This is a genomic window from Pseudomonas sp. p106, from assembly GCF_003936645.1.
In the GTDB taxonomy this organism is placed as follows: Bacteria; Pseudomonadota; Gammaproteobacteria; order Pseudomonadales; family Pseudomonadaceae; genus Aquipseudomonas; species Aquipseudomonas putida_E.
On sequence record NZ_RHQR01000003.1, the window covers coordinates 42681 to 67843 of the forward strand.

A 25163-nucleotide genomic window follows, 5' to 3' on the forward strand; every position below is an offset into this window, starting at 1 on the left:
GGATCCTCGCATCCGTTCTCCGCCGCCGTCGCCCTTCGCCGGCTCCCGAACCCCACCGGTTCTACCCCATCTACGACCCATCACGTCCGCACAGCGCACCCAAGCAGGTGCCCCATGACTGACCAGGAACGCTTGTCCACAATCCAGAGCTACGCCTGGACCCTCGAACTGCTCGGCGAAGCCCTGGTGCAGCATGACGAGATGCTCGAGTGTGAACACAACCCTCACTTGAGCTTCCGGAACACCGCAGGTATCCACCAGGCGATACGGATCATCAGCCAGTTGGCCAGTGAGCAGTGCGCGAAAGTGAGCCTGTTGAAGGGCGAAGCCTGCTAAGGAGGGGCACATCCGGTTACAGGGCGCGTTCAGGTACCTCCTGATCATGCGTTTTAGCCTGTAAACCGTTCCCTGCCTTGAACCGCGAACGCGGCCTCCGGTTCGTACCGGAGGCCCGCCCACATAGGGTGCCCTTCGATTGAAACCTCACCCGCTCACGCTTCGCGCACCGCCCCCGGCAACTGCACGGCCTTCGGTCGCAACAGCGTGCTCAACCCCAGCAACAACACCGCACCGATGGCCATTATCCCCCAGGCCCAGTGCAACGAACTGAGCTGGTCACGGACGATGCCGGCAATCAGTGGCATGGTCGCTGCGATCAGGTAGCCACCGCCCTGTACGAACGCCAGCAGGGCGCCGGCTTCGGTTGGCGAGTGGGTGTGGTCGAGGGTGACGATGAGCGACAACGGGAACAATGCGCCGATGCCAAGCCCCAGGCACAGGGTGGCCACCACCGCGAGCTGCACGGGGGCGAGCATCAGGCAGGCCAGGCCGGCAAGCAACAGCAGTATCACCACGGTCAGAGGCTGTCTGCGGTCTGGGTAGCGGTGAATGAGGGCTGAAACCAGTAGGCCGGCGATGACCTCGGTGACGGTGAGGGCGCCAAGCAGGTAACCCGCCTGGGTGGCCGTCCAGCCCAATTCAACATAGAACGGCGGCAACCAGGCCAGCACCAGGGTGTAGGCACCCGTGCCAATGCCGAAGAACAACAACAGCAACCAGGCTCGCCCGCTGCGGTACGGCAAGGTGGCATCGCTGTGGCTACCGGGGTCGCTGCCGGCGGAAAGCAACCAGGCGATCAAGCCGAACAGCGCCGGCAAGGCTGCAACCCCCAACGTCAGTTGCCAGCCGAAGGTGCTGGCACCCGGCGCCGCAAAGGCAGCGGCCAGCGCGGCGCCGCCCATGATGCCGGTGGTGAACAGCCCCATCAGCATGCCGGCGCTTTGCGGGTGGTTGCGCTTGATGAACGCGGGCATCAAAGCCTGGATGACCGCAATGCCGACCCCGCCCAACGCGGCTGTTGCGATCAGCGCCGTGCCGGACGTGATATAGGCCCGTGCGGCGCAGCTGATGACGATCAGCGTGATACCCATCGCCACACCTCGCACTTCACCTACCAGGCGCAGCAGCCAGGGGCCGGACAGCGCGAACAACCCCATCATCATCACTGGCAGGGTGGTCAGCAGGCCGCCTTGGGCGTTGCTCAGGCCCAGGTCTTGTTGCAGGGTGCCGAGCAAGGGGCCGATGGCCGCCATGATGGGGCGTAGGTTCAAGCCGATCAGCATGGCCAGTAGGCCGATGCACGCTTTGCTTGGCAGATCACGCATGTTGGAGTGGCTCCTGCAGGAAGGTGCATATCGCCTGGTTGAAGGCCTGGACGTACGGAATGTTGAATACGTGGCCGTCACCCGGCAAGGTGATCTGGCGGGCATGGTCGATACGTTGGGTGATGTCTTCGGCTTCCGAGCGTGGGCTGATGAGGTCGCCTTCGGCGGCGAGCACCAGGGTTGCCGCTTGGATTGCTGGCAATTGATTGCTCAGGTCGTAGCGCTTCATGCCATTGCACCAGCGGATCTGGCTTTGCGCTGACAGTTGAGCGGCCTGGGCGTGCCAGGCCTGGTACAGGCATTGGCCTTCGGCCGAGGCGGCATAATCAGCACCAACCAACGCCGGCCAGGTGGCCTTGAACCGCTTCAGGCAGCCGTCCGCTTGCGCAAGGTTTGCGGCCCAGTCGTTCAGCAGCCCCTGGCGGTACGTGCTGTTCATGCTGGCGAATGTGCCGGCGACCACCAGTTGCTGTACGGCCTCAGGTGCATGGCAGGCCATTTCGAGCGCCACCATGCCGCCCAGGGAGAGGCCGATCAGGTGGGTACTTTCCAGCCCCAGGTGGTCGAGCAGTGCCAGCATTTCCAGTGCCTGGGCATGGGCCGTGATACCTTCGGGCGCTTCGCTGGACGCGCCGTGGCCCAGCAGGTCGGATACGATAACGCGGTGGCCCAGGCTGAGCAGTGCACTGGCCTGGGGCGCCCAGGCGCGCCCGCTGTTGCCCAGGCCATGCAGCAGCAGCACCGGGCTGCCAGCGCCTGAGTCGTAGTAGTAGTGCCGATGCGGTCCGTGTATGAAAAATGCCATGTGTTCTCCTGATCCTTCAGTCGTATCGTCAGCAAGATAACTTAACGTTAAGATAGTTTAAAGGCGTCGGAGTTCAGGGGTTTGCGCGGGTTAACAATTGATCAATTGCCCGGTGAAGGGGAGCTATGAACGATCATGTGGATTTCGTCGTCGCGCAGTGGGCGCAGGCGATGCCCTCGGTGGACGTCACATCCATGGAGATTTTCGGGCGCATGGCGCGCATCCAGAAGCATCTGGAGCGCATGCGTGCCGAAGCGCTGGCACAGTACGGCTTCAAGGAAGGCGAGTTCGATGTGCTGGCGACGCTGCGAAGGGCAGGGGCGCCGTACCGCCTGACGCCAACCGAGCTTTACCGCTCGCTGCTGATCACATCCGGGGCGATGACCAACCGGCTGGCCCGGCTGGAAAGCGCCGGCATGGTCGAACGTATTGCCGACGATCACGACAAGCGCAGCTACCAGGTAGCACTGACCGCGGCAGGTAAGGTGTTGATTGAGAAGGCTCTGCTTACACATACTGAGATTCAGGAGCTGGTACTGGCCCCTTTGAGTGCGAAGCAGCGCGCAGGGTTTGCGCAGCTGTTGAAGCAGATGCTCGCGTGTCTGCCTGGCGAAGGGGCGCCCAGCCAATGAACTGGAAAATTCAGGAGGAATTTTCATGCTGCACAGCAACTACCTCAAGCAGTTGGATCTGCAGGACATCGTGGTGTTTCTCAACCTGCTCGAGTTGCGCAGCGCCAAGCGCACCGCCTAGTTGATGAGCGTCAGCCAGCCCACCGTCAGTTATTGCCTCAAGCGCCTGCGCGGCTGCTTCGATGACACGCTGTTCGCTTCTTCCCAGGGCGTGCTGCTGCCCACCACCAAGGCCGAGAAAATCGCGCCCTACCTGCGTATGGTGATGACTGCCAAAGACAAGCCCATCGCAACGGTCGTCGGCAACAATGTCGGCCAGTTGAAGGCTGGTGCGCCAATCGCTGTGGCCGTGCCGCTGGCCAGCTCCTACGTGGTGGCCGGACCCAAGCGAGGGTAAAGCCCTGCGGCAGCCAAAGCGAAGAAGGCAGTGTCGAGGCCAGCATCGCCACGGGCACGGAAAAGCAGTCAGGAAAAGTAAGATTGATGTGGGATGCAAATCGGGTCACGTTTGCGTAGCTATAAGCGGGGCAGCCTGACGTACTGCTGGCCGAAGGCACTTGCGAAAGCGGTGGCATGGGGATAAATTGCCTCAGTCGCCGAAGCATCGGTGATGCGACCTTGGCCGGTCGGATTCGAAAGGCGCATCAGCGCTCAGTCTTCATCGCAGGCGCTTTTTTTGTGCCCGCGATGTCGTGTTTTGGCGGTGGTGCGCGGGACACCTTCGGGTGTGCCGGGCTCCTTTCGTCCCGGTCGGCCAACCCGCGTACTGCTGCCACCTTAACTTGCTTGGCCGCGAGCGGTGGCAGTTCCACAACGAAAGGAACTCATGCATGACCACCCGAAATCCGTTACTGATCCTCGCATCCGTTCTCCGCCGCCGTCGCCCTTCGCCGGCTCCCGAACCCCACCGGTTCTACCCCATCTACGACCCATCACGTCCGCACAGCGCACCCAAGCAGGTGCCCCATGACTGACCAAGAACGCTTGTCCACAACCAGAGCTACGCCTGGACCCTCGAACTGCTCGGCGAGGCCTTGGTGCAGCATGACGAGATGCTCGAGTGTGAACACAACCCTCACTTGAGCTTCCGGAACACCGCAGGTATCCACCAAGCAATACGGATCATCAGCCAGTTGGCCAGTGAGCAGTGTGCGAAAACGAGCCTTTTGCAGGGCGAAGCTGGCGAGGCGGGGAAGGGAAGTCGGTGAGGTAGGTTGTATAAACGGCAAGTTACTGAACCGTTAACCAGGGCGGTTAGCAGTTCAGTAATTTGCCTGTGGGATTTTGGGGCTGCTTTGCAGCCCTTTCGCGACACAAGGCCGCTCCTACAGGGGGGTGCGGGTATCAGGCTCGAATTAGTGCTGGTACCACTCGCACGTAAATCAACTCACTGACCAACTCCACCATCGTCTGGGTGATCACCGCCGCGGCCGCCAGCCCACGTATGTCCTCCGGCAGCGCCAGCGCCAGGGGCAACACCACCAGGGAGTTGCGTGTCGCGGCGCTGAAGGTCGCCGAGCGTACTTCTTCCACCGGCAACTGGAACAGCCGCGCCGAGGCAAACCCGAGCACCGGCGCCAGCAGCATGAAGCCGATGTACACGGGGATCACCGGCAGCAGGCGGTCGAAATCGTGTACTACCACGGCAATCTGCGAGCCGATCACTGCCACCAGCACCAGTGCCATCGCCGGCACCGGCATCCACGCCCAGGCCTCATTCCACACAGAAACGCTACCTGACCGGCGTGCTCCGGCCGAGGTGAGCACCGCTAGGATCAGCGGCAGCCCAATCAGCAGCACGAACGCCTCCATGAATGGCGTGATGGAAATCGCCACTTCGCTGCTGTCACCCAGCATCAGCGCCAGGTACACCGGCAACAGCACCAGTTGCACCAGCAACAGCACGGGGGTGGCGGCGAGGGTAAGGCGCGAGTCGCCTTTGCCGATGTGGGTGAACACCACCACGTAGTCGATGCAGGGCGTCAGCAGCACCAGCAGGGCGCCGATGAGGATGGCCGGGTGCCCGACCAAGCCTCGGGTGGCGGCCCACACCAGTAGCGGGACGAAGATGAAGTTGGCCAGCAGCAGCGCGGCCATGAAGCGGCGGTTGCCCAGGCCTTGGCGCAGGTCGAGGAAGGGGATTTGCAGGAACATCGCGTATATCAGTACGGCGATGGCGGGGGTGACCAGTGCTTCCAGGTGGCGCGCGGTGTCGGTGGCCAGCAGGCCGAAGGCAGCGGCGGCGAGCACGGCGGCGAAATACAACGCAATCTGATGGGTTTCGAGTTGCTCTCTGGTCAAGGCGGCGTCCTGGCGTTCGCGGTGGGCGTGAGGGTGCACAGGGTAATATGCTGCGCCGCAATTGTGGTCGCCCGCTTGTTGTGGCTTGCAATGGCAAGGCTTGCCCGCAGGCATGAAAAAGCCCGGCACAAGGGCCGGGCTTTTCACATCAGGCTATCGCCAATCAGTTGCCGTACACCGGCAGCTTCTTGCAGATGGCCTTGACCTTTTCACGTACGGCGTCGATGACGGCGTCGTTGTTCAGGTCGGCGAGGATGTCGCAGATCCAGCCGGCCAGTTCTTTACACTCGGCTTCTTTGAAGCCGCGGGTGGTGACGGCCGGGGTGCCGAAACGCAGGCCCGAGGTCACGAACGGCGAACGTGGGTCGTTAGGTACCGAGTTCTTGTTGACGGTGATGAAGGCTTTGCCCAGGGCGGCGTCAGCGTCCTTACCGGAGATTTCCTGCTTGATCAGCGACAGCAGGAACAGGTGGTTCTGGGTGCCGCCGGAAACGACGTCGAAACCACGCTCGATGAACACGCTGGCCATGGCCTGGGCGTTCTTCACCACTTGCTGCTGGTAAGCCTTGAACTCAGGCTGCAGGGCTTCCTTGAAGCAGATGGCCTTGGCCGCGATGACGTGCTCCAGCGGGCCGCCCTGGGCGCCCGGGAAGACGGCGGAGTTCAGCTTCTTCTCGATGTCGGCGTTGGCACGGGCCAGGATCAGGCCGCCACGCGGGCCGCGCAGGGTCTTGTGGGTGGTGGTGGTGACCACGTCGGCGAACGGCACCGGGTTCGGGTACACGCCAGCGGCAACCAGGCCGGCAACGTGGGCCATGTCGACGAACAGGTAGGCACCTACTTTGTCGGCGATGGCGCGGAAGCGCGGGAAGTCCAGGACCTGCGAATAGGCCGAGAAGCCGGCAACGATCATTTTCGGCTTGTGCTCGACGGCCAGGCGCTCGACTTCGTCGTAGTCGATCAGGCCGTTGGCATCGATGCCGTACTGGATGGCGTTGTACAGCTTGCCCGAGGAGCTTACCGAAGCACCGTGGGTCAGGTGGCCACCGTGGGCCAGGCTCATGCCCAGGATGGTGTCACCGGCCGACAGCAGGGCCAGGTAGACAGCGGCGTTGGCCTGGGAGCCGGCGTGCGGCTGAACGTTGGCGTAGTCGGCGCCGAACAGCTCCTTGGCGCGGTCGATGGCCAGTTGCTCGACCACGTCGACGTACTCGCAACCACCGTAGTAACGCTTGCCCGGGTAGCCTTCGGCGTACTTGTTGGTCAGGACCGAACCCTGGGCTTCCATGACGGCTGGGCTGGTGTAGTTTTCCGAAGCGATCAGCTCGATATGCTCTTCCTGGCGCAGAGCTTCTTGCTGCATGGCTTCGAAGAGCTCGGCGTCGTACTTGGCAATGGTCAAATCACGGCTGAACATAACGGTCCTCAAGGATCGGGCTGAATTGGGGGGGCATTCTAACCGATTGATTCGCGCCTGGCATATGAAGTGGCATCAAGTCGCGGACCAATGGCTTTCATGTTGCATCCCGCGCCCTGCCTGGGCTGGATGGGGGTGGGAGTTGACTTTGAAGTCCGGTTTGAACAGGTCAGGGCCGCGCCGGCGGGCACCGGATCACTGGAACATGAACAGCGTCTCGTTGCTGAACTGCGCCTCGAACTGGCTGGCCGGCATCGGCCGCCCGAACAGGTAGCCTTGCACCTCGTCACAGCCATGCTCACGCAGGAACTCCAGCTGCTCGTGGGTTTCGACGCCCTCGGCGATCACCGCCAGGTTCAGGCTGTGCGCCATGGCGATGATCGCCCGGGCGATCTGCGCGTCCTGCTCGCCCTCGGGCAGGCCGTCGACGAAGGTGCGGTCGATCTTCAGCACGTCGATGGGGAACTGCTTGAGGTAGTTGAGCGACGAGTAGCCGGTGCCGAAGTCGTCCACCGCAATGCTCAGGCCCAGCACCTTCAGGCTGTCGAGTATCTGCATCGCTTCGTTCACATCGCGCATCAGGATGCTTTCGGTCAGCTCCAGCTCCAGGCACGCAGGCGGCAGGCCGGTTTCTTCGAGCACGGTGGCGATGCGCTTGCCCAGCTGGCCGTCGGAGAACTGCCGGGCCGAGATGTTCACTGACACCTTCGGCACGCGCACCTTGGCCTTGTGCCAGGCCTTGAGCTGGCGGCTGGCCTCGCGCAGCACCCAGTCGCCGACATCCACCACCAGCCCCAGCTCCTCGATCACCGGGATGAAGTCGCCCGGCGGCACCAGGCCGCGCGTGGGGTGGCGCCAGCGCAGCAGCGCCTCGGCACCGGTCAGGCGCTTGCCGTCGCCGCTGAACTGCGGTTGGTAGTAGAGGATGAATTCGTTCTGCTCCAGTGCATGGCGCAGGTCGCTTTCCAGCTCCAGGCGCTCCAGGGCGCTGGCGTTCATCTCGGCCTGGTAGAACTGGAAGTTGTTCTTGCCGCGCTCCTTGGCGTGGTACATGGCGGTGTCGGCGTTCTTCATCAGTTGGCTCAGTTCGCCGCCGTCCTGCGGGCTGAGGGCGATGCCGATACTGGCGGTGACGAAGAACTCGCGGCCTTCGAGCACGAATGGCCGCACCAGGCTGGCGAGGATGTTCTCGGCCACATGGATGGCGCGGTTGAGCGCTATTTCGCGGGTGGCGCGCGATTGCAGCAGCAGGGTGAACTCATCACCGCCCATGCGCGCCACGGTGTCGTCATCGTCGACACAGGCCAGCAGGCGCAGGGCCATGTCCTTGAGCATGCGATCGCCCGCGGCGTGGCCCAGGGAGTCGTTGATCGGCTTGAAACGGTCCAGGTCGAGGAACATCAGTACCACCCACGACTTCTGCCGCTCAGCTTGTTGCAGGGCAGTGTGCAGGCGGTCCTGGAACAGCGTGCGGTTGGGCAGGTGGGTCAGGGCATCGTAATAGGCCAGGCGATGAATGCGCTGTTCGCTGGCCTTGCGCTCACTGATGTCAGTGAAGAAACACACGTAGCTGGCCAGGTCGCCCTCGTCATCGAGCACCGCGGTTATACCGACCCAGGCTGGGTAGTGCTCGCCACTGCGGCGCTTGAGCCACACTTCGCCTTCCCAGCTGCCGCGCAGGTGCAGCTGTTTGAGTACGTAGCGCAGGTGGCCCTCCTGCTGGTCGTCCACAGTCAGCATGCTTGGCAGCTGGTCGAGCACATCGCTGACCGAATACCCGCTGACCCGGCTGAACGCTTCGTTGGCCTGCACGATGTAGCCGGCCGGGTCGGTGATGAGGATGGCCGAGGTTGAGTGTTCGAAGACCGTGGCGGCCATGCGCAGGTCTTTTTCCGCACGGCGTTGCTGGCTGATGTCGCGGCCCACGCCCAGCACACCCTCGAAGCGCTCGCGGTCGTCCCACACCAGCACCAGGCGCAGCTCGATAGGGATCTTGCGGCCATCGGCGCGCAGGCAGTCGAACAAAAACAGCTGGTTGGGCAGGTGCTGGCGCAGTTGTGCCAGCTGTTCCCGGTCGCCCATGGCCTTGCTGACCCGTTCCATCAGGCTGTAGATGCCGGTGAGCTGGGACGGGTTGGCGACAATCGACTGCCAGCCGTTTTCAAAGATCCAGTCGGTGTTGTAGCCCAGCACTGCCTGCACCGAGGGGCTGACGTAGTTGAGCTGCAGCTTGCTGTCGGTGGAGAAGATCACGTCGCTGATGCTTTCGGCGAGCATGCGGTAGCGCTGCTCGCTGTCGCGTAGCGACTGGCTGGCCTCGATCTGCACGGTGACGTCCTTGCCCACACCGATGATGCGGGTAACCTGGCCATCGCTGTCGCGGGTCAGCACTTGCTCACGGATGTCGTAGCAGCGCCAGCCGCCGTCGCGGTGGCGGAAGCGCAGCTGGCAATGCAGTGACTGGCCGTGGCCGTTGGTGCGTTGCTGCTGGCGCAGGGCCTGGTAGTGCGCCGCATCCTCGGGGTGCAGCAGCAGCTCCCAGAAGCGGTCGCCCATCTGCGCAAGCTCGGTGCGGTCGTAGCCCAGGGTCTGGCCGAGGTGGCGGTTGCTGAAGATCATCCGCTGGCTGAGCACGTCCTGCACGTACAACTGGTCGGGCACGGTACGCACCACGTCCGACCAGAAGCTTTCGCGCTCCAGCAGCGACAGCTCCACCTGCTTGCGGCTGGTGATGTCGCTGATGCTCAGGATCACCGCCTGGTAGTCGCGGCGCTGTTCCGGCAGCCGCGCCATCAGCCACAGGTGCAGCTCACCGCCCAGGGGGGCGGGCAGGCGCACTTCCAGTTCCAGCAGCGGGCGCTGCTCGATCAGCGCATCGATCAGTTGCATGCCGACGCTGTCCCGGCCGTCGCCGCTGCCGTCGATCAGCCGTTGCCAGGCGCCTGCGTGGCAGTCGACGTTGAGCAGTTGGCGCGCCACTTGGTTGATTTCGGTGATCTTCAGTTCCAGCAGCAGCGAGCGGCGCAGGCTGGAGTCGAGTGCCAGGCTCTGCTTGAGCGCGGCGAGGTTGCGCAGGTGGTAGCGGTCAAGCTGGCCGGGCAGGCTGGAGAGGTCGAGCACGCACAGGGCTACGCCGGTGCCCTCGAAGATTTCCTGGTAGCGCCGGCGGTCCTCCTGCAGGGCGCGCTGGCGGCGGCGCATGTTGATCAGCGCCAGTACCGGCAGCAGGGCACAGAACAGCGCCAGCAGGCACTTGCCCAGCAGTGCCGGCAACAGTTTCTGCTGGGCAAGGCCGGCATCGAACAGGCCCCGCAGCTGCCAGACACTGTTGTCGATGAAGACCAGCATCACGCTCTGCAACGGCTGGTCGCTGGTCTGTGCTGGGGCGTGGCGTTCCAGCACCTCGCCGCTGCGGCTGTTCTCCAGCAGCCACAGGGGGTGCCCGGGGCCGTCCAGGTGCTGGGTCAGGGTGCGGTAAAAATCGTTGGACAGGCGCAGCAGCCAGTAGCCGCGACCCTGCTCGGTGGCCTGGCGCAACAGCAGGTAGACGGTGCGGTTGTCCGCCGAGTTGGCGAAGAAGTAAGGCCGGCCCTGGTTCAAGCCGAACAGCTCGTCAATCAGCGGGCGGTCGGGGCTGCCGGCCAGGCTGTCGCCCTGTAGCCGCCCACTGTGGTCCAGCCAGGCCAGGTCGCGCAGGTTTGGCAGGCGCTCGCGCAGCGTGTCGAGCAGGCTGGGCAAGGCGGCAGGCGACGGCGCTTTGACATACGGCTGCACCACATTCAGCGCCTGCTGGGCCTTGAGCGCCATGTTCAGGCCCAAGTGGTCTGCCAGTTCGACGCTTGCGTCCAGGTGCTGCTGGCGCTGCTCGGCCTGGGTGTGGCGGAACTGCGAGAACAGTTGCCAAAGCAGCAAACCCAGCAGCAGCAAAGCCAGCAGGGCCAGCGCACCTTTGACCGAGCCGCGCACCGGAGCGGCTGGGGCCGGCGTGACAGTGCGCGGCGAGGACGGATGATTGAGATTGGTCAAACCTTGGTCCTGCTATTGGGCTGGCGACGGCAGGGATTGATATGCACGGTGTATGCCGGTGCCTGGGCGACCGCACCGCGGTTGCGCACTATAAGGCCGTATACCCGAAACGGGCTAGCATGCCTGTCATTATGGCAAAGTGCCAGCCCTGCTATCGGGTGCCGATGGTCGCGATGAAACCTGCCCGTTCGGCAATGCCTTGCTTGCTGTGCGAGAATGCCGCCCGCTTCAATGACAACGCATCGGAGATGTTCGGTTTTGGTTACTCACTTTTCCACCAATGGCCTCGATTCCGCCTGTGGGCGCAGCAGTCAGACCCTTGTCAGCACTGCCGTGACCGAGGATGTATCCTGCAAGTCGTGCCAGCGTTCGCTGGTCAAACCTGAGGCCTCGGCCTCGAAAGCCAAGGCGCCGTCGCTGGCCGAGCTGCGCAAGACCGCCAAGGCGGCAGTAGCCCCGGTCGAAGCTGGGGCTGAGGCTGCAGTGAAACCGGCCAGCAAGGCCGTGAACAAACCTGCCGCCAAGCCGGCCAAGGCTGCCGAGCAGCCTGCCCGCCAGGGTGGTTTCAGCGTGAAATCCGCCTGGGCCGCGCGCCTGGCCGGGCAGGGCGACCGTTGCCGCTTGCCGCGGGGCAAGGCAAAGCAGCGTCACGTCTGATTCGTGTGGGGCCAGCACCGGCCTCATCGCCGCCAATGGGCCGCACCGCGGCCCCTGTTGACCCCACCATCCGACCACCCTGTGCAACGCCGCGCGTTGGCGTAGAATGGTCGACTTTGTTCAATGACACCCCGTAAACACATCCGCCTGGCCACCTGGCCGGGGCGATCGTCGATGTCTTTACCTATCTGATTAGAGGGCTTGGTTTTGGCTCAATACGTCTACACCATGCATCGGCTGAGCAAGGTCGTGCCGCCGAAGCGGGAAATTCTCAAGAACATTTCCCTGTCGTTCTTCCCGGGCGCCAAGATCGGCGTACTCGGCCTGAACGGCGCGGGTAAATCGACCCTGCTGCGGATCATGGCGGGCGTCGACAAGGAATTCGACGGCGAAGCCCGTCCGATGCCCGACATCAACGTCGGCTACCTGCCCCAGGAGCCGCAACTGGACCCGAGCAAGACCGTACGCGAAGTGGTCGAAGAAGCGGTCAGCGTGATCAAGGACGCCCAGGCCCGCCTGGACGAGGTCTACGCTGCCTACGCCGAACCCGACGCCGACTTCGACAAGCTGGCCGCCGAGCAGGCCAAGCTCGAATCCATCCTGCAGGCTGCCGACGGCCACAACCTCGAGCGCCAGCTCGACGTCGCCGCCGACGCCCTGCGCCTGCCGGCCTGGGATGCCCGCATCGAACACCTGTCCGGTGGTGAGAAGCGCCGTGTGGCCCTGTGCCGTCTGCTGCTGTCGGCACCCGACATGCTGCTGCTCGACGAACCCACCAACCACCTGGACGCCGACTCGGTGGCCTGGCTGGAGCGCTTCCTGCACGACTTCCCGGGTACCGTGGTAGCGATTACCCACGACCGTTACTTCCTCGATAACGTCGCAGGCTGGATCCTCGAACTGGACCGCGGCGCCGGCATCCCGTACGAAGGCAACTACTCGGGTTGGCTGGAGGCCAAGTCGGACCGTCTGGCGCAGGAATCCAAGCAGCAGAGCGCCCACGAGAAGGCCATGAAAGAGGAACTGGAGTGGGTGCGCAAAGGCGCCAAGGCCCGCCAGTCCAAATCCAAGGCCCGTCTGCAGCGCTTTGAAGAGATGCAGTCGCAGGAATTCCAGAAGCGCAGCGAAACCAACGAGATCTACATCCCGGCTGGCCCGCGCCTGGGCGACAAGGTCATCGAGTTCAAGAACGTCTCCAAAGGCTATGGCGACCGGGTGCTGATCGACAACCTGTCGTTCGCCATGCCTAAAGGTGCCATCGTCGGCGTGATCGGTGGTAACGGTGCCGGTAAGTCGACCCTGTTCCGCATGCTGATGGGCAAGGAACAGCCGGACTCGGGCAGCATCGAGATCGGCGAAACCGTGCAACTGGCCTGTGTGGACCAGAGCCGCGAAGACCTGGACGGTGCCAAGACCGTGTTCCAGCAGATCTCCGATGGCTCCGACATGATCCGCATCGGCAACTACGAGATCCCGTCGCGCACCTACGTTGGCCGGTTCAACTTCAAGGGCGGCGACCAGCAGAAGTTCGTCAAGGACCTCTCCGGTGGTGAACGTGGCCGTCTGCACCTGGCCCTGACCCTGAAAGAGGGCGGCAACGTGCTGCTGCTCGACGAACCGTCCAACGACCTGGACGTCGAAACCCTGCGTTCGCTGGAGGAAGCCCTGCTGGACTTCCCGGGCGCCGCGATCGTGATTTCCCACGACCGTTGGTTCCTGGACCGTGTGGCTACCCACATCCTGGCGTACGAAGACGACTCGAACGTGGTGTTCTTCGAAGGTAACTACACCGAGTACGAAGCCGACCGCAAGAAGCGCCTGGGCGACGCCGCTGCCCAGCCGCACCGGGTACGGCACAAGAAGCTGGCCCAGTAAGCCGGTTTCCGATGCACAAGAATGGGGCCCTCAGGGGCCCCATTTTTGTGCTTGGCATAAAGTGGCCTGTCCCGCCAGGCGGGCTGATCGGCCATCGGAAGGCACCTTGTTTTGTATACACTTATATAAAACGCACCAAATAATTTCATAAAAACGACATTTCGCCCTATTCCAGTGCGATTGCTTCTTGGTACATTCCAGAAAAAACCAATAAGTCCAATCCCTCTTGGTGAGATGTCTACCCATGATCGAATCTGTCGACCATTTCCTCGAGCGCCTGAAGCAGCGCGACCCGGCCCAGCCCGAATTCCACCAGGCGGTGGAAGAAGTGCTGCGCAGCCTTTGGCCGTTCCTTGAAGCCAACCCACACTACCTGCAGGCCGGCATCCTCGAGCGCATGGTCGAACCCGAGCGCGCGGTGCTGTTCCGCGTGTCGTGGGTCGATGACCAGGGCAAGGTTCAGGTCAACCGCGGCTACCGCATCCAGATGAGCAGCGCCATCGGCCCCTACAAGGGCGGCCTGCGTTTCCACCCCTCGGTAAACCTGGGTGTGCTTAAGTTCCTGGCCTTCGAGCAGGTATTCAAGAACTCCCTCACCTCGTTGCCCATGGGCGGCGGCAAGGGCGGCTCGGACTTCGACCCCAAGGGCAAGAGCGACGCCGAAGTGATGCGCTTCTGCCAGGCCTTCATGAGCGAGCTGTACCGCCACATCGGCGCCGACCTGGACGTGCCTGCCGGTGACATCGGTGTGGGCGCCCGCGAGATCGGCTTCATGTTCGGCCAATACAAGCGCCTGGCCAACCAGTTCACTTCGGTGCTGACCGGCAAGGGCATGACCTACGGCGGCAGCCTGATCCGCCCTGAAGCCACCGGCTATGGCTGTGTGTACTTCGCCGAAGAAATGCTCAAGCGTCAGGGCCTGCGCATCGACGGTCGTCGCGTGGCAATTTCCGGTTCCGGCAACGTTGCCCAGTACGCCGCGCGCAAGGTCATGGACCTGGGCGGCAAGGTGATCTCGCTGTCCGACTCCGAAGGCACCCTGTACGCCGAAGCCGGCCTGACCGACGCCCAGTGGGACGCCGTGATGGCGCTGAAGAACGTCAAGCGTGGCCGCATCAGCGAACTGGCCGATCAGTTCGGCCTGGAGTTCCGCAAGGGGCAGACGCCATGGAGCCTGCCGTGCGACATCGCCCTGCCGTGCGCCACGCAGAACGAACTGGGCAGCGAAGACGCCCGCACCCTGCTGCGCAACGGCTGCATCTGCGTAGCGGAAGGCGCCAACATGCCGACCACGCTGGAGGCTGTGGATATCTTCCTGGAGGCTGGCATCCTGTACGCACCGGGCAAGGCATCCAACGCCGGCGGCGTGGCCGTTTCGGGCCTGGAGATGTCACAGAACGCCATGCGCCTGCTGTGGACCGCCGGTGAAGTGGACAGCAAGCTGCACCACATCATGCAGTCGATCCACCATGCTTGCGTGCACTACGGTGAAGAGGCCGATGGCAAGATCAACTACGTGAAAGGCGCCAATATCGCCGGCTTCGTCAAAGTCGCGGACGCCATGCTGGCCCAGGGCGTGGTCTGATTCGAAAGATTGGGGCCGCGCAGCGGCCCCTTTGTTTCAGGCCTCACCCACGATATCCATCACCTCGATCACCTGGTCCCCCGCCGGGCGCCGCCAAATCACTTCATCCCCAGGCCCTGCGCCCAGCAATGCCCGCCCCAATGGCGACCCCCAATTGATCAGCCCCCGGCTGGCATCGGCTTCATCCTCCCCAACCAGTTGCACGGTCTGTTCCTGCCCCTGCTCATCGGCAAACCGCACCCGGCTGCCAATCTGCACCTTGCTGGTCGAGGTGGCAGCTGGCACCACCTGCGCGCTCTGTACCCTGGCGCTGAAATAACGCAAGTCACGCTCGGCATCTGCCAGGCGTTGCTTGTCGCCCTGTTCGCCCAGGGCCTGCAGCTCGGCACGCAAGGCATTGAGTTCGGCCACGCGCTGCTGCAGCTGGCGCAGGCCATTGGTGGTGACGTAGTTGGGCTGGTCGCTGACGTGCCGCTCCACCGGCTGATTGGCCTGGGCGGCGGCTTGGTCCTCGTTGACGAATGCGCGGCTCATAGGGACCTCCTTTTGCTCAAAACAGCGTGAAAGAGCCGGTGGGTTCACACTCGCCGGCCTTGATGCGGCCGTCGTAGGAGCGGCCTTGTGTCGCGAAAGGGCTGCGCAGCGGCCCCGGCATTACTTGCCACGCCATAGGCCTTGGGGCCGCTGCGCGCCCCTTTCGCGACACAAGGCCCCTCCTACGAAGAGCAGGGCGCGTCAGTAGTGATACCACTTCAGCTCCAGCATCACCTCATTCTGGGCAGTAGCCAGGTGGCTGAACTCCCGTGAGGCACTCAGCCTCAGCCCCAGGTTCTGGCTGATCTCCCACTGCTGGTTCAGGCTCACACTGCGCCGCACTTCGCCATTGGTGAAGTAATCGCCTTTGGCTTCCAGTGTCATGTTGCCCAGCCCGTTGCGCCACAGCAGCCCGCCATTGAACCCCGCCGCCGGGGCGATGAACTGGGCGAAGTCGTTATGGTGCTCGACCCGCACCGTGCCCAAGGCAAAGCCCAGCAGCCCATCGGCCAACTGCCAGGTGCCGCCGGCACCGCCGTTGACATGGCTCACCAGCACTTCGTCGTCATGCTTGCCCGGCACCCGCTCCAGGCCACCGGCGACCTGCCACGACCAAGGCTTGAGCAGTTCGTTGCGAGGGGTCAGTGAGCGAATGGTGGCCAAGTCCAGGCGTTGCACTTGCCAGTCGTTGCCTTCGTACTGGCGCACCTTGAGCTGCAGGATCTCGATCTGCGCGCCGAGCGGGAAGCCGTAGGCATTGTCGTTCAGGTCGTGATACGCCATGCGCAGCCCGTATTCGGCATAGGCGCGGTCTTCCCGGGTGCCGACGCCAAGCTGCCAGGTGCGTGAGTCGTGCCCGTCCTCGGGCAGGCCGGGGCGTTCAATTTGCAGGGGCGGTGGCGGGTTGCGGTTGATCGCCCGCAACAGCTCAAAGCTGCGCCGTGCCTGGCCGGGGTCGCGCTCCTGGCCGTTGGCTCGGTAACGTTCCAGGCGGTAGGCGGCATCCTGCACCAAGGCCTGGCGCTCGCGGGGCAGGGCGGTGAATGCCGGGCTCTGCAACTGCGCAGTGTCGGCACTGACGGCCAGCACCTGGCGCTTCTCATCGAGGTCCAGCGGTTCGGCCCGGGCCAACAATTCCCGTTCACGCGAGGGCCGGTAGGTCTCGCTGGCGACCATGCCCGACTGTTTCACGGCCTTGACCGTGTCGGTGGGGATCGCGGTCAGCGGGAACTGCGAGGTCAGGTCCAGGCTCGGCCGCGCCACCTGCAGCAGTTCCAGCAGGCGGTAGGAGCAGTTTTCGTCGAAGAAGAAGTAATCGAACTGGACCTGCTTGAGTTCCCACACATGCTCGACCATGCGCCCGGTTTCTTCCGGGGTGAGGTCCAGCTGGTACTCCCACAGGTCGCGGTTTTCCAGGCTGCGGTATTCCGAGAGTTTTTCCTGGTAGGGCATCAGGGCGAACAGCCCGGGATAGCCGCCCATCAGGCCCTTCCAGGCGTACAGGATGCTGTTGTCGCTGCCTTCGATATAGGCGCCGAAGTTGATGGCGTAACTCAGCAGCGTGGTGTCGTCGCTGCGCGTGTTGGACTGGTCGATGCGCAGCAGGGTATGGCCGAACATCGATGACGGGCTGTTCAGGTAGGCCGCCGGGAAGATCAGTGCCGCGCTGTGCGGGTCGACCGATTTGTACCAGGCCTTGAACTCCTGGCAGTCCGGCTGCGGCAAACCTTGCAGGCCCAGTTGCTCGGTCAGCCAGCGGGTGCGTGCGGGGAATACGCATTGGGCATGCTTGTCGCCCAGGCTGGCCGGGGCATACAGCGCTTGCACCGTAGCCCGCAGTTCCTGGTCCGGGTGGTGCGCACCGTCCTCGGCGAGGAAGAATTTGCGGTCGTCTACATAGCTGCGCCAGCCGCCGAGCTTGGCGGTTTCGTAATGGCCCAGGGCAATCCAGTAGGGGGTATTGGCCAGTTGCTGGAGACGGCCTTCATCCAGCGCAGGCGCGGCATGAACAGGGGCGCAGGCACACAGCGCCAGGTAAGCGAGGCGTTTGAGCATGTCGGGCAACTACTTCTTAACGATGCCGATAAAAAGGCGAAAACCCGCCCCGAGCGGGGCGGGAGCAGCTGCGCTTAGGCTTCGGTAGCGTACTTGGCCAGGCGTGGGTCGTTCTTCAGAACGGCCAGGGTGTTGCTGTGGACAGTTTCGGCATTCACGTCAGCGCTGCTGAAGATCTGGTTGAAGTGCTGGTGGGTGACCGAGTTGAAGTAGCCGCGGTCTTCCGGTGCCACACCCAGTACCACCGCGTAGGTGGTGAGTGCTTCGCCCTGGCCCATGGCCATGTCTTCGGACAGTTCGTTCATCATGCCATTCATGGCGAACCAGGACTTGCCGCCATAGGTCAGCGAGGCCTTGGTGGAGCAGCCGTTGGTGCCGGAGGTCATGCCGAAGGTGGCGTTACCGGACGTACCGTTGGTGGTGGATGCCAGGAAGTGAGCCGGCGTGCCGCGCTGGCCTTCGAACAGCATGTTGCCCCAGCCGCAGTTCGGGCCGCCTGGCGCTTCGGCCATGGCATTGAGTGAGACTACGGTGAACAGAGTACCCAGAAGAATCCGTTTCATAGCATTTGTTCTCTATTTGTCTTAACCAAGGGTCAGGGTTGCTGGCAACTCGGTTGCCAGGTCGGGAAAGCTTTTCACCCACCCGCGCAGCTTGGAGTTTAGGCACGATCTAAAGGTTGCGTCGTTGATTGCGAAAAATTTGCTTGGGTCGCTAATCGATACTGCGACATAAAGTCCCGCTGAGCCTTGCAAGGCGCGCGCGGGCAGCGCCAGAATGCTGCGTATCTGCCCCGCCGAAGTAAGGAAACCCAATGCCCGATCCCGTCGCTGCGCGCCTGCGTCTCGCGCCTGAAGCTTTGACCAGGCGTTTTTCCCCCGAGCAGTTTGCCTTTGCCAATACCGACGATCTGGAGCCGTTTCGCGGAGTCCTGGGCCAGGAACGTGCTGTCGAGGCCCTGCAGTTCGGCGTGGCCATGCCACGCCCTGGTTACAACGTGTATGTGATGGGCGAGCCCGGCACCGGGCGCTTCTCGTTCGTCAAGCGCTACCTCAAGGCCGAGGGCAAGCGCCAGCAGACCCCGGCCGACTGGGTCTACGTCAACCACTTCGATGACACCCGCGAGCCACGGGCACTGGAGCTGCCGTCGGGCAGCGCCGCAGAATTCATCAGCGACATGGGCGGCCTGATCGACAACCTGCTGGCGACCTTCCCGGCGGTGTTCGAGCACCCGTCCTACCAGCAGAAGAAGGGCGCCATCGACCGCGCCTTCAACCAGCGTTACGACCGCGCCCTGGATGTCATCGAGCGCGCCTCGCTGGAAAAGGACGTGGCCCTGTACCGCGACGCCAGCAATGTCGCCTTCACCCCGATGGCCGACGGCAAGGCCCTGGACGAAGCCGAATTCGCCCAGCTGCCGGAAGAGGTCCGCGAGCAGTTCCACGAGGACATCGCCTTCCTTGAGGAGCGCCTCAATGAAGAACTGGCCAGCCTGCCACAGTGGAAGCGCGAGTCGAACAACCACCTGCGCCAGCTCAACGAAGAAACCATTACCCTGGCGCTGCAGCCATTGCTGGCGCCGCTGTCGGAAAAGTACGCCGAGAACGCAGCGGTGTGCGCCTACCTGCAATCGGTGCAGTTGAACCTGCTGCGTACCGTGGTCGAGCAACTGGTCGATGACAGCAAGACCGACGCCGTGGCGCGCAAGCTGCTCGAAGAGCAATACGCCCCAAGCCTGGTGGTCGGCCACCACGCCGTCGGTGGCGCCCCTGTGGTGTTCGAACCGCACCCGACTTACGACAACCTGTTCGGGCGGATCGAATACAGCACCGACCAAGGGGCGCTGTACACCTCCTACCGCCAACTGCGCCCAGGCGCGCTGCACCGTGCCAACGGTGGCTTCCTGATCCTTGAAGCGGAGAAGATGCTCGGCGAGCCGTTCGTCTGGGATGCGCTCAAGCGCGCCCTGCAGTCGCGCAAGTTGAAGATGGAGTCGCCGATCGGTGAGCTGGGCCGTGTCGCCAGCGTCAGCCTGACGCCGCAGATGATCCCGCTCAACGTCAAGCTGGTGATCATCGGCTCGCGTCAGCTGTACTACGCGTTGCAGGACCACGACCCGGACTTCCAGGAGATGTTCCGGGTGCTGGTGGATTTCGACGAAGACATGCCGATGGTCGACGAGAACCTCGAGCAGTTCGCCCAGCTGTTGCGCACCCGCACCAACGAGGAGGGCATGGCGCCGCTGACCAGCGATGCGGTGGCGCGCCTGGCCACCTACAGTGCGCGCCTGGCGGAAAACCAGTCGCGCCTGTCGGCGCGTATCGGTGACCTGTTCCAGCTGGTCAGCGAGGCCGATTTCATCCGCCAGCTGGCCAGTGACGAGATGACTGACGCCGGGCATATCGAGCGTGCGCTCAAGGCCAAGGCCACCCGCACCGGGCGCGTTTCGCAGCGCGTGCTCGACGACATGCTCGCCGGCATCATCCTGATCGACACCGAAGGCGCGGCTATCGGCAAGTGCAACGGCCTGACCGTGCTGGAGGTCGGCGACTCGGCGTTCGGCATGCCAGCGCGTATTTCCGCCACCGTCTACCCGGGCGGCAGCGGCATCGTCGACATCGAGCGCGAGGTCAACCTGGGCCAGCCGATCCACTCCAAGGGGGTGATGATCCTCACCGGTTACCTGGGCAGCCGCTATGCCCAGGAATTCCCCTTGGCGATTTCCGCGAGCATTGCCCTGGAGCAGTCCTACGGCTATGTGGACGGTGACAGTGCCTCGCTGGGTGAGGCCTGCACGCTGATCTCGGCACTGTCGCGCACCCCGCTCAAACAGTGCTTCGCGATCACCGGCTCGATCAACCAGTTTGGTGAAGTGCAGGCGGTGGGTGGGGTCAACGAGAAGATCGAAGGCTTCTTCCGCCTGTGTGAGGCCCGTGGCCTGACGGGCGAGCAGGGGGTAATCATCCCGCGTGCCAATGTGGCCACGCTGATGCTCGATGAGCGTGTGCTGCAGGCGGTCGAGAACGGCGTGTTCCACGTCTATGCGGTCAGCCAGGCTGACGAGGCGCTGAGCCTGCTGGTGGGTGAGGACGCCGGGGAGCAGGACGAGCAGGGCCAGTTCACCGAAGGCAGCGTCAACGCCCGGGTGGTCGAGCGCTTGCGCGAGATCGCCGAGATGATCAGCGAGGAAGACATCGAGAAGGCGGAAAAGGAACGCCTGGAAGAGGTGATTGCCCAGGCCAAGCCGGCCTGAGTCAATAAATCGGCGCTAGCGGCCATGTGCTACCGTTCAGCGCCGGTTTTCCATCTTTTTACGCCGCTATTCTATGCTGGAACTTAGGACGGTATCAGGGTTCAGGATGGAAACAGCCCGAACGTTTCGAGCTGAATACGGCTTATTGGAGGGGGACGCGGCCATGCGCAACCTCTGCCTCACTCGCCAGTGCCTGGGCCTGGTGACGCGTATCGAATGCAGCATTCGCCCGCTGGCCGGTGATAACGGCATGTGGACCTTGCTGTTCGCTGCCGGCATGGCCGGTGAACAACCCTCAGCCATCAAGGCCCAAGGGCCGTTCCATGGGCCGTTGGTGGCCGAGTCGGTGCTCAACGCCATTGTCGACAGCCTGACCCTGCATGGGTACCAGGTGGCCGAGGATCCGCAGATCTGGTGCCTGCACCTGCAGGCGCAGTTGCGCCGGATCAACGGTGAACGTTGTCGCAACCTGGGGGATTACCAGTTCCATCCTGAAACCTGAGCGCCTCTTCTGGCCCAATCGCCGGCAAGCCGGCTTGCACTGGGGCCTCACTGCTTACCAAGGCAGTGGTGTACCTGAGGTAGCCGGCTTGTCGGCGGTTGTGCTGCACGGCAGCCCCCTTCAAGCCGGGCTTTTGCTGTAACAGGTGGCTGGCTATACTCGGCGTCGCTTTTTTAGTCACCTGACGAGTCCCAACCCTCCATGGAACGTATTCTCGAAAACGCGATGTATGCCTCGCGCTGGCTGCTCGCCCCCATCTACTTCGGCCTGTCCCTCGGCCTGTTGGCCTTGGCGCTGAAGTTTTTCCAGGAAGTCATCCACGTCCTGCCCAACGTCTTTGCCCTGAGCGAAGCCGACCTGATCCTGGTGATCCTGTCGCTGATCGACATGTCGCTGGTGGGCGGCCTGCTGGTCATGGTGATGATCTCCGGCTACGAGAACTTCGTCTCGCAGCTGGACATCGACGACAGCAAGGAGAAGCTCAACTGGCTGGGCAAGATGGACTCTTCGTCGCTGAAGATGAAGGTCGCCGCCTCGATCGTGGCCATTTCCTCCATCCACCTGCTGCGGGTGTTCATGGACGCGCAGAACATTTCTACCGACTACCTGATGTGGTACGTGATCATCCACATGACCTTCGTGGTGTCGGCGTTCTGCATGGGCTACCTGGACAAAGTCACCAAGCACTGAGTGCTTTCGGGCCCCATCGCCGGCGTACCGGTGCTGGGGCCAGCGCGGCCCAACTGACGAGCGGCGTCAGCAATGCCTTGTGTATTCCCTGGTCCTGTACGAAAAATGAGCACTCATGCCTGGTTCCAGCAGCGAGGTGCTCTCATGAACCTGCATCAGCTCAACACCGAGGCCAGGGCCGGCCATGTCGACGAAGTGAACCTGATCGCCATCGAAGGTGGTGATTATCTGCTCGAGGCCCGCATCAAGGGCCACGCCCACCCCCTTGCCGATACCCGCGGTGAACGCCTGCGCGTGCACTCGGTGGAAGACGCCCGCAAGTTGCTGCAAGCCATCCCGATGGTCTCGATGAACCTGGTGCACTGGTCTGTGCAGGACGAAATGTGCGGCATGGGTTCGCACCCCGAAGAAGACCTCAAGGTACCCATTTCCCAGCGTTCGGCCTGGTAGCTGCTCGCAGCTTCCCAGTGTGCTAGGCTGCTCGCCCTTTTCATCAAGGGCGCGGCTGCACTGCGCCCTGCAGTGGAGCACGACAATGTCCGAACTCAACCTGTCCACCGACGAAACCCGCGTAAGCTACGGCATCGGCCGTCAGCTGGGCGGCCAGCTGCGCGACAACCCGCCACCGGGCGTCAACCTGGAAGCGATCGTGGCCGGCCTGACCGACGCCTTCAACGGTGCCGACAGCCGCGTCAGCGAAGCCGACCTGTCGGCCAGCTTCAAGGTCATCCGTGACGTGATGCAAGCAGAAGCGGCTGCCAAGGCTGAAGCCGCGGCTGCCACCGGCAAGGAATTCCTGGCCGAAAATGCCAAGCGTGAAGGCATCACCACCCTCGCTTCGGGCCTGCAGTTCGAAGTGCTGACCGCTGGCGAAGGCGCCAAGCCGACCCGCGAAAGCAACGTGCGTACCCACTACCACGGCACGCTGATCGACGGCACCGTGTTCGACAGCTCCTACGAGCGTGGCCAGCCGGCTGAATTCCCGGTCGGTGGCGTGATCGCTGGCTGGACCGAAGCCCTGCAGCTGATGAACGCTGGCAGCAAATGGCGCCTGTATGTGCCGAGCGAGCTGGCCTACGGCGCCCAAGGCGTTGGCAGCATCCCGCCGCACAGCGTGCTGGTATTCGACGTCGAGCTGCTCGACGTTCTGTAATGCCTCTGGGGCCGCTTTGCGGCCCATTCGCGACACAAGGCCGCTCCTACAGGCCCATGATGCTCTTGTAAGAGCGGCCTTGTGTCGCGAACGAGGGCAAAGCCCTCGCTATGCCGATCAATTCCAGTCTGTTCCCACCGGGCGCAATGCCCGCGCATAGCAAAACAGGAACAGATTGCGCACCAGCTCCTTGAGCACCACCGGCTCACTCGAATTCAGCCCGCTCATGTCCAGGTCGCCCTGGTCACGCAGCTCGTCGAGCGCTTCTTCTTCGAGCATGGCGCACACTTCGCCGGTTTCGCGATGCAGGATGCGCAGGTAAGGGTGGGGGCGGTCCAGCCAGGCGTCGATCAGATAAGTCATGGCTATTCTCCTTGGATAGCAGTCCAATGAGAATAATTCTTATTATCAAAATAGCAAGAGACTATTGGCTGTTTTTTATGTAATCAGACCTTGCGCACGAATTCCGACTTCAGCTTCATGGCGCCAATGCCGTCGATCTTGCAGTCGATGTCGTGGTCGCCGTCGCACAGGCGGATGTTCTTGACCTTGGTGCCGACCTTGACCACCAGGGAGGAGCCTTTGACCTTGAGGTCCTTGATCACGGTGACGGTGTCGCCGTCCTGCAGCACGTTGCCCACCGAATCCTTTTTCACCACGTCATCGCTGCCGGCATCGGCTTCGCCGTTGGCCGACCACTCGTGGGCGCATTCGGGGCAGATCAGCTGGGTGCCATCCTCGTAGGTGTATTCAGAATTGCATTTGGGGCAGGGCGGCAAAGTGCTCACTTCGGTTCCTTAAACAGACAGACGGTTAAAGGCCCATATTGTATAAGGTTTTAACGGGGAAGTGTTTTTGTCCGTACAAATGCATCGCGGGCAAGCCTGCTCCTCTGGAACCACGCGGATCCTGTGGAGCGGGCTTGCCCGCGAAGAGGGTGGCGCGATCTTAGTGTGTGCGCGCTACCGCAAACTCACTCAGCTCGACCAGTGCATCCCGGTATCGGCTGGCCGGCAGCACTTCCAGGCACTCAATGGCCCGCTTCACGTAATCACGTGCCAGCTGCGCGGTGTAGTCCAGCGCACCCGAAGCTTCGACCGCCACGCGGATCTGCTCCAGGTCTTCCAGGCCACCCTTCTGGATCGCCTTGCGCACCAGTGCTGCCTGTTCTGGCGTGCCTTCACGCATGGTGTAGATCAGCGGCAGGGTTGGCTTGCCTTCGGCCAGGTCGTCGCCGACGTTCTTGCCCAGGGTCTGCGAATCGCCTTTGTAGTCCAGCAGGTCGTCGACCAGCTGGAAGGCCACGCCCAGGTGGTCGCCAAAGGTACGCAGGGCCTCGCGCTGCTCGTCGGTGGCACCGGCCAGCGCGGCGGCGCTGTGGGTCGAGGCCTCGAACAGCATGGCGGTCTTGCCGCGGATGACCTCCATGTACACCTCTTCGGTGGTGCTGGCATCGCGCACGCGCGACAGCTGCAGCACTTCGCCTTCGGCGATCACCCGGGTGGCCTTGGAGAGGATCTGCATGACCGGCATGGAGCCCAGCTCGACCATCATTTCGAACGAGCGCGAATAAAGGAAGTCGCCCACCAGCACGCTCGGTGCGTTGCCCCACAGGGCATTGGCGGTGGAGCGGCCGCGGCGCATGCCGGACATGTCGACCACATCGTCGTGCAGCAGGGTGGCGGTGTGCAGGAACTCGATGGTTGCGGCGAGCAGGCGCAGGTCGTCACCCTCGCGGCCCAGGGCCTTGCCGCACAGCAGCACCAGCAGGGGGCGCAGGCGCTTGCCGCCGGCCGACGTGATATAGTCGCCGATCTTCGATACCAGCGGCACGCGCGAGGTCAGCTGCTTCTTGATGATCTCGTCGACGGCGCTGAAATCGTCAGCTACCGCGCGGTAGAAGGTTTGGGGTTGCATCGGCTGCTCCAGTGAGGTTGCGCGGCATGCTAGGTCGCGGGTCCCGGTGTGTCAAGGCGCGCCGCCCGGTGAGCGGGGCCGGTACTTGCAAGCAAAA

Annotated in this window: 21 protein-coding genes and 2 pseudogenes; 12 read left to right on the forward strand and 11 right to left on the reverse strand. The window is 63.2% G+C overall.

The features are described 5' to 3' along the window. The first annotated feature begins 114 nt into the window (after positions 1-114). Positions 115-336, forward strand: a complete 222-nt coding sequence (locus EGJ09_RS04795) for a hypothetical protein (protein ID WP_012316324.1) — start codon at positions 115-117, stop codon at positions 334-336. A 155-nt stretch (positions 337-491) separates the two neighbouring features. Here EGJ09_RS04795 and EGJ09_RS04800 read toward each other — a convergent pair whose 3' ends face one another. Beyond that, positions 492-1664, reverse strand: coding sequence for an MFS transporter (locus EGJ09_RS04800; protein ID WP_125923373.1), 1173 nt, complete (start codon positions 1662-1664; stop codon positions 492-494). Further along, the gene (locus EGJ09_RS04805) at positions 1657-2469 is read right to left on the reverse strand and encodes an alpha/beta fold hydrolase (RefSeq protein ID WP_125923374.1); all 813 of its coding nucleotides are present in this window, start codon (positions 2467-2469) and stop codon (positions 1657-1659) included. Before EGJ09_RS04805 ends, EGJ09_RS04800 begins: the two co-directional genes overlap by 8 nt. 125 nt (positions 2470-2594) lie before the next feature. Here EGJ09_RS04805 and EGJ09_RS04810 point away from each other — a divergent pair, with 125 nt between their 5' ends. The 3 genes and pseudogenes from EGJ09_RS04810 (at position 2595) to EGJ09_RS26715 (ending at position 4309) form a co-directional block, all read left to right on the forward strand. Beyond that, positions 2595-3101, forward strand: coding sequence for a MarR family winged helix-turn-helix transcriptional regulator (locus tag EGJ09_RS04810; protein ID WP_012316321.1), 507 nt, complete (start codon positions 2595-2597; stop codon positions 3099-3101). A gap of 259 nt (positions 3102-3360) precedes the next feature. Then, positions 3361-3579, forward strand: a pseudogene (locus tag EGJ09_RS26910) (XRE family transcriptional regulator); the annotation flags it as partial. 488 nt (positions 3580-4067) lie between these two features. Beyond that, positions 4068-4309: pseudogene (locus EGJ09_RS26715) on the forward strand (hypothetical protein). Positions 4310-4445: 136 nt separating this feature from the next. Here the strand turns inward: EGJ09_RS26715 and EGJ09_RS04825 are convergent. The 3 genes from EGJ09_RS04825 to EGJ09_RS04835 form a co-directional block, all read right to left on the reverse strand. Then, positions 4446-5402 (reverse strand): arsenic resistance protein, encoded by a 957-nt coding sequence (locus tag EGJ09_RS04825; RefSeq protein WP_125923375.1) that lies wholly within the window; start codon positions 5400-5402, stop codon positions 4446-4448. Between the two features lie 163 nt (positions 5403-5565). Beyond that, on the reverse strand, positions 5566-6819 hold the full coding sequence (gene glyA, locus EGJ09_RS04830) for a serine hydroxymethyltransferase (RefSeq protein ID WP_012316314.1): 1254 nt from the start codon (positions 6817-6819) through the stop codon (positions 5566-5568). 195 nt (positions 6820-7014) lie between these two features. Further along, positions 7015-10845, reverse strand: a complete 3831-nt coding sequence (locus EGJ09_RS04835; protein ID WP_125923376.1) for a GGDEF and EAL domain-containing protein — start codon at positions 10843-10845, stop codon at positions 7015-7017. A 258-nt stretch (positions 10846-11103) separates the two neighbouring features. On the opposite strand from EGJ09_RS04835, the gene EGJ09_RS04840 reads away from it, so the two are divergent. The 3 genes from EGJ09_RS04840 to gdhA all read left to right on the forward strand — a co-directional run bounded on the left by EGJ09_RS04840 (position 11104) and on the right by gdhA (position 14962). Next, positions 11104-11502, forward strand: coding sequence for a hypothetical protein (locus tag EGJ09_RS04840; RefSeq protein WP_046784618.1), 399 nt, complete (start codon positions 11104-11106; stop codon positions 11500-11502). Between the two features lie 207 nt (positions 11503-11709). After that, positions 11710-13377 (forward strand): energy-dependent translational throttle protein EttA, encoded by a 1668-nt coding sequence (gene ettA / locus EGJ09_RS04845; RefSeq protein ID WP_012316311.1) that lies wholly within the window; start codon positions 11710-11712, stop codon positions 13375-13377. Positions 13378-13621: 244 nt separating this feature from the next. Beyond that, positions 13622-14962: an NADP-specific glutamate dehydrogenase gene (gdhA, locus tag EGJ09_RS04850; protein WP_046784598.1), complete on the forward strand. Its 1341-nt coding sequence runs from the start codon at positions 13622-13624 to the stop codon at positions 14960-14962. Between the two features lie 36 nt (positions 14963-14998). On the opposite strand, the gene EGJ09_RS04855 is transcribed toward gdhA, so the two are convergent. The 3 genes from EGJ09_RS04855 to EGJ09_RS04865 form a co-directional block, all read right to left on the reverse strand. Next, complete coding sequence (locus tag EGJ09_RS04855; RefSeq protein WP_125923377.1) at positions 14999-15496, reverse strand: GreA/GreB family elongation factor; 498 nt, start codon at positions 15494-15496, stop codon at positions 14999-15001. A gap of 201 nt (positions 15497-15697) precedes the next feature. After that, a complete protein-coding gene (locus tag EGJ09_RS04860; protein ID WP_046784596.1) occupies positions 15698-17551 on the reverse strand; it encodes a DUF4105 domain-containing protein in 1854 nt (617 codons plus the stop codon). 74 nt (positions 17552-17625) lie between these two features. Next, entirely contained in the window at positions 17626-18114 is a 489-nt protein-coding gene (locus tag EGJ09_RS04865) for a DUF3015 domain-containing protein (protein WP_012316307.1), read from the reverse strand. Between the two features lie 251 nt (positions 18115-18365). Here EGJ09_RS04865 and EGJ09_RS04875 point away from each other — a divergent pair, with 251 nt between their 5' ends. The 5 genes from EGJ09_RS04875 to EGJ09_RS04900 all read left to right on the forward strand — a co-directional run bounded on the left by EGJ09_RS04875 (position 18366) and on the right by EGJ09_RS04900 (position 23149). Beyond that, complete coding sequence (locus tag EGJ09_RS04875) at positions 18366-20804, forward strand: Lon protease family protein (protein ID WP_046784595.1); 2439 nt, start codon at positions 18366-18368, stop codon at positions 20802-20804. 163 nt (positions 20805-20967) lie between these two features. Continuing rightward, the gene (locus EGJ09_RS04880) at positions 20968-21306 is read left to right on the forward strand and encodes a hypothetical protein (RefSeq protein WP_012316305.1); all 339 of its coding nucleotides are present in this window, start codon (positions 20968-20970) and stop codon (positions 21304-21306) included. A 201-nt stretch (positions 21307-21507) separates the two neighbouring features. Further along, positions 21508-21996 (forward strand): TIGR00645 family protein, encoded by a 489-nt coding sequence (locus EGJ09_RS04890; protein WP_012316304.1) that lies wholly within the window; start codon positions 21508-21510, stop codon positions 21994-21996. A 144-nt stretch (positions 21997-22140) separates the two neighbouring features. After that, the gene (locus EGJ09_RS04895) at positions 22141-22446 is read left to right on the forward strand and encodes a DUF6482 family protein (RefSeq protein ID WP_046784593.1); all 306 of its coding nucleotides are present in this window, start codon (positions 22141-22143) and stop codon (positions 22444-22446) included. Positions 22447-22531: 85 nt separating this feature from the next. Then, complete coding sequence (locus EGJ09_RS04900; RefSeq protein WP_012316302.1) at positions 22532-23149, forward strand: FKBP-type peptidyl-prolyl cis-trans isomerase; 618 nt, start codon at positions 22532-22534, stop codon at positions 23147-23149. Between the two features lie 117 nt (positions 23150-23266). Here EGJ09_RS04900 and EGJ09_RS04905 read toward each other — a convergent pair whose 3' ends face one another. The 3 genes from EGJ09_RS04905 to EGJ09_RS04915 all read right to left on the reverse strand — a co-directional run bounded on the left by EGJ09_RS04905 (position 23267) and on the right by EGJ09_RS04915 (position 25066). Next, on the reverse strand, positions 23267-23512 hold the full coding sequence (locus tag EGJ09_RS04905; RefSeq protein WP_039603155.1) for a hypothetical protein: 246 nt from the start codon (positions 23510-23512) through the stop codon (positions 23267-23269). 83 nt (positions 23513-23595) lie between these two features. Continuing rightward, on the reverse strand, positions 23596-23937 hold the full coding sequence (locus EGJ09_RS04910) for a zinc ribbon domain-containing protein YjdM (protein WP_012316300.1): 342 nt from the start codon (positions 23935-23937) through the stop codon (positions 23596-23598). Positions 23938-24097: 160 nt separating this feature from the next. Beyond that, on the reverse strand, positions 24098-25066 hold the full coding sequence (locus EGJ09_RS04915; RefSeq protein WP_125923379.1) for a polyprenyl synthetase family protein: 969 nt from the start codon (positions 25064-25066) through the stop codon (positions 24098-24100). Positions 25067-25163 lie beyond the last annotated feature (97 nt).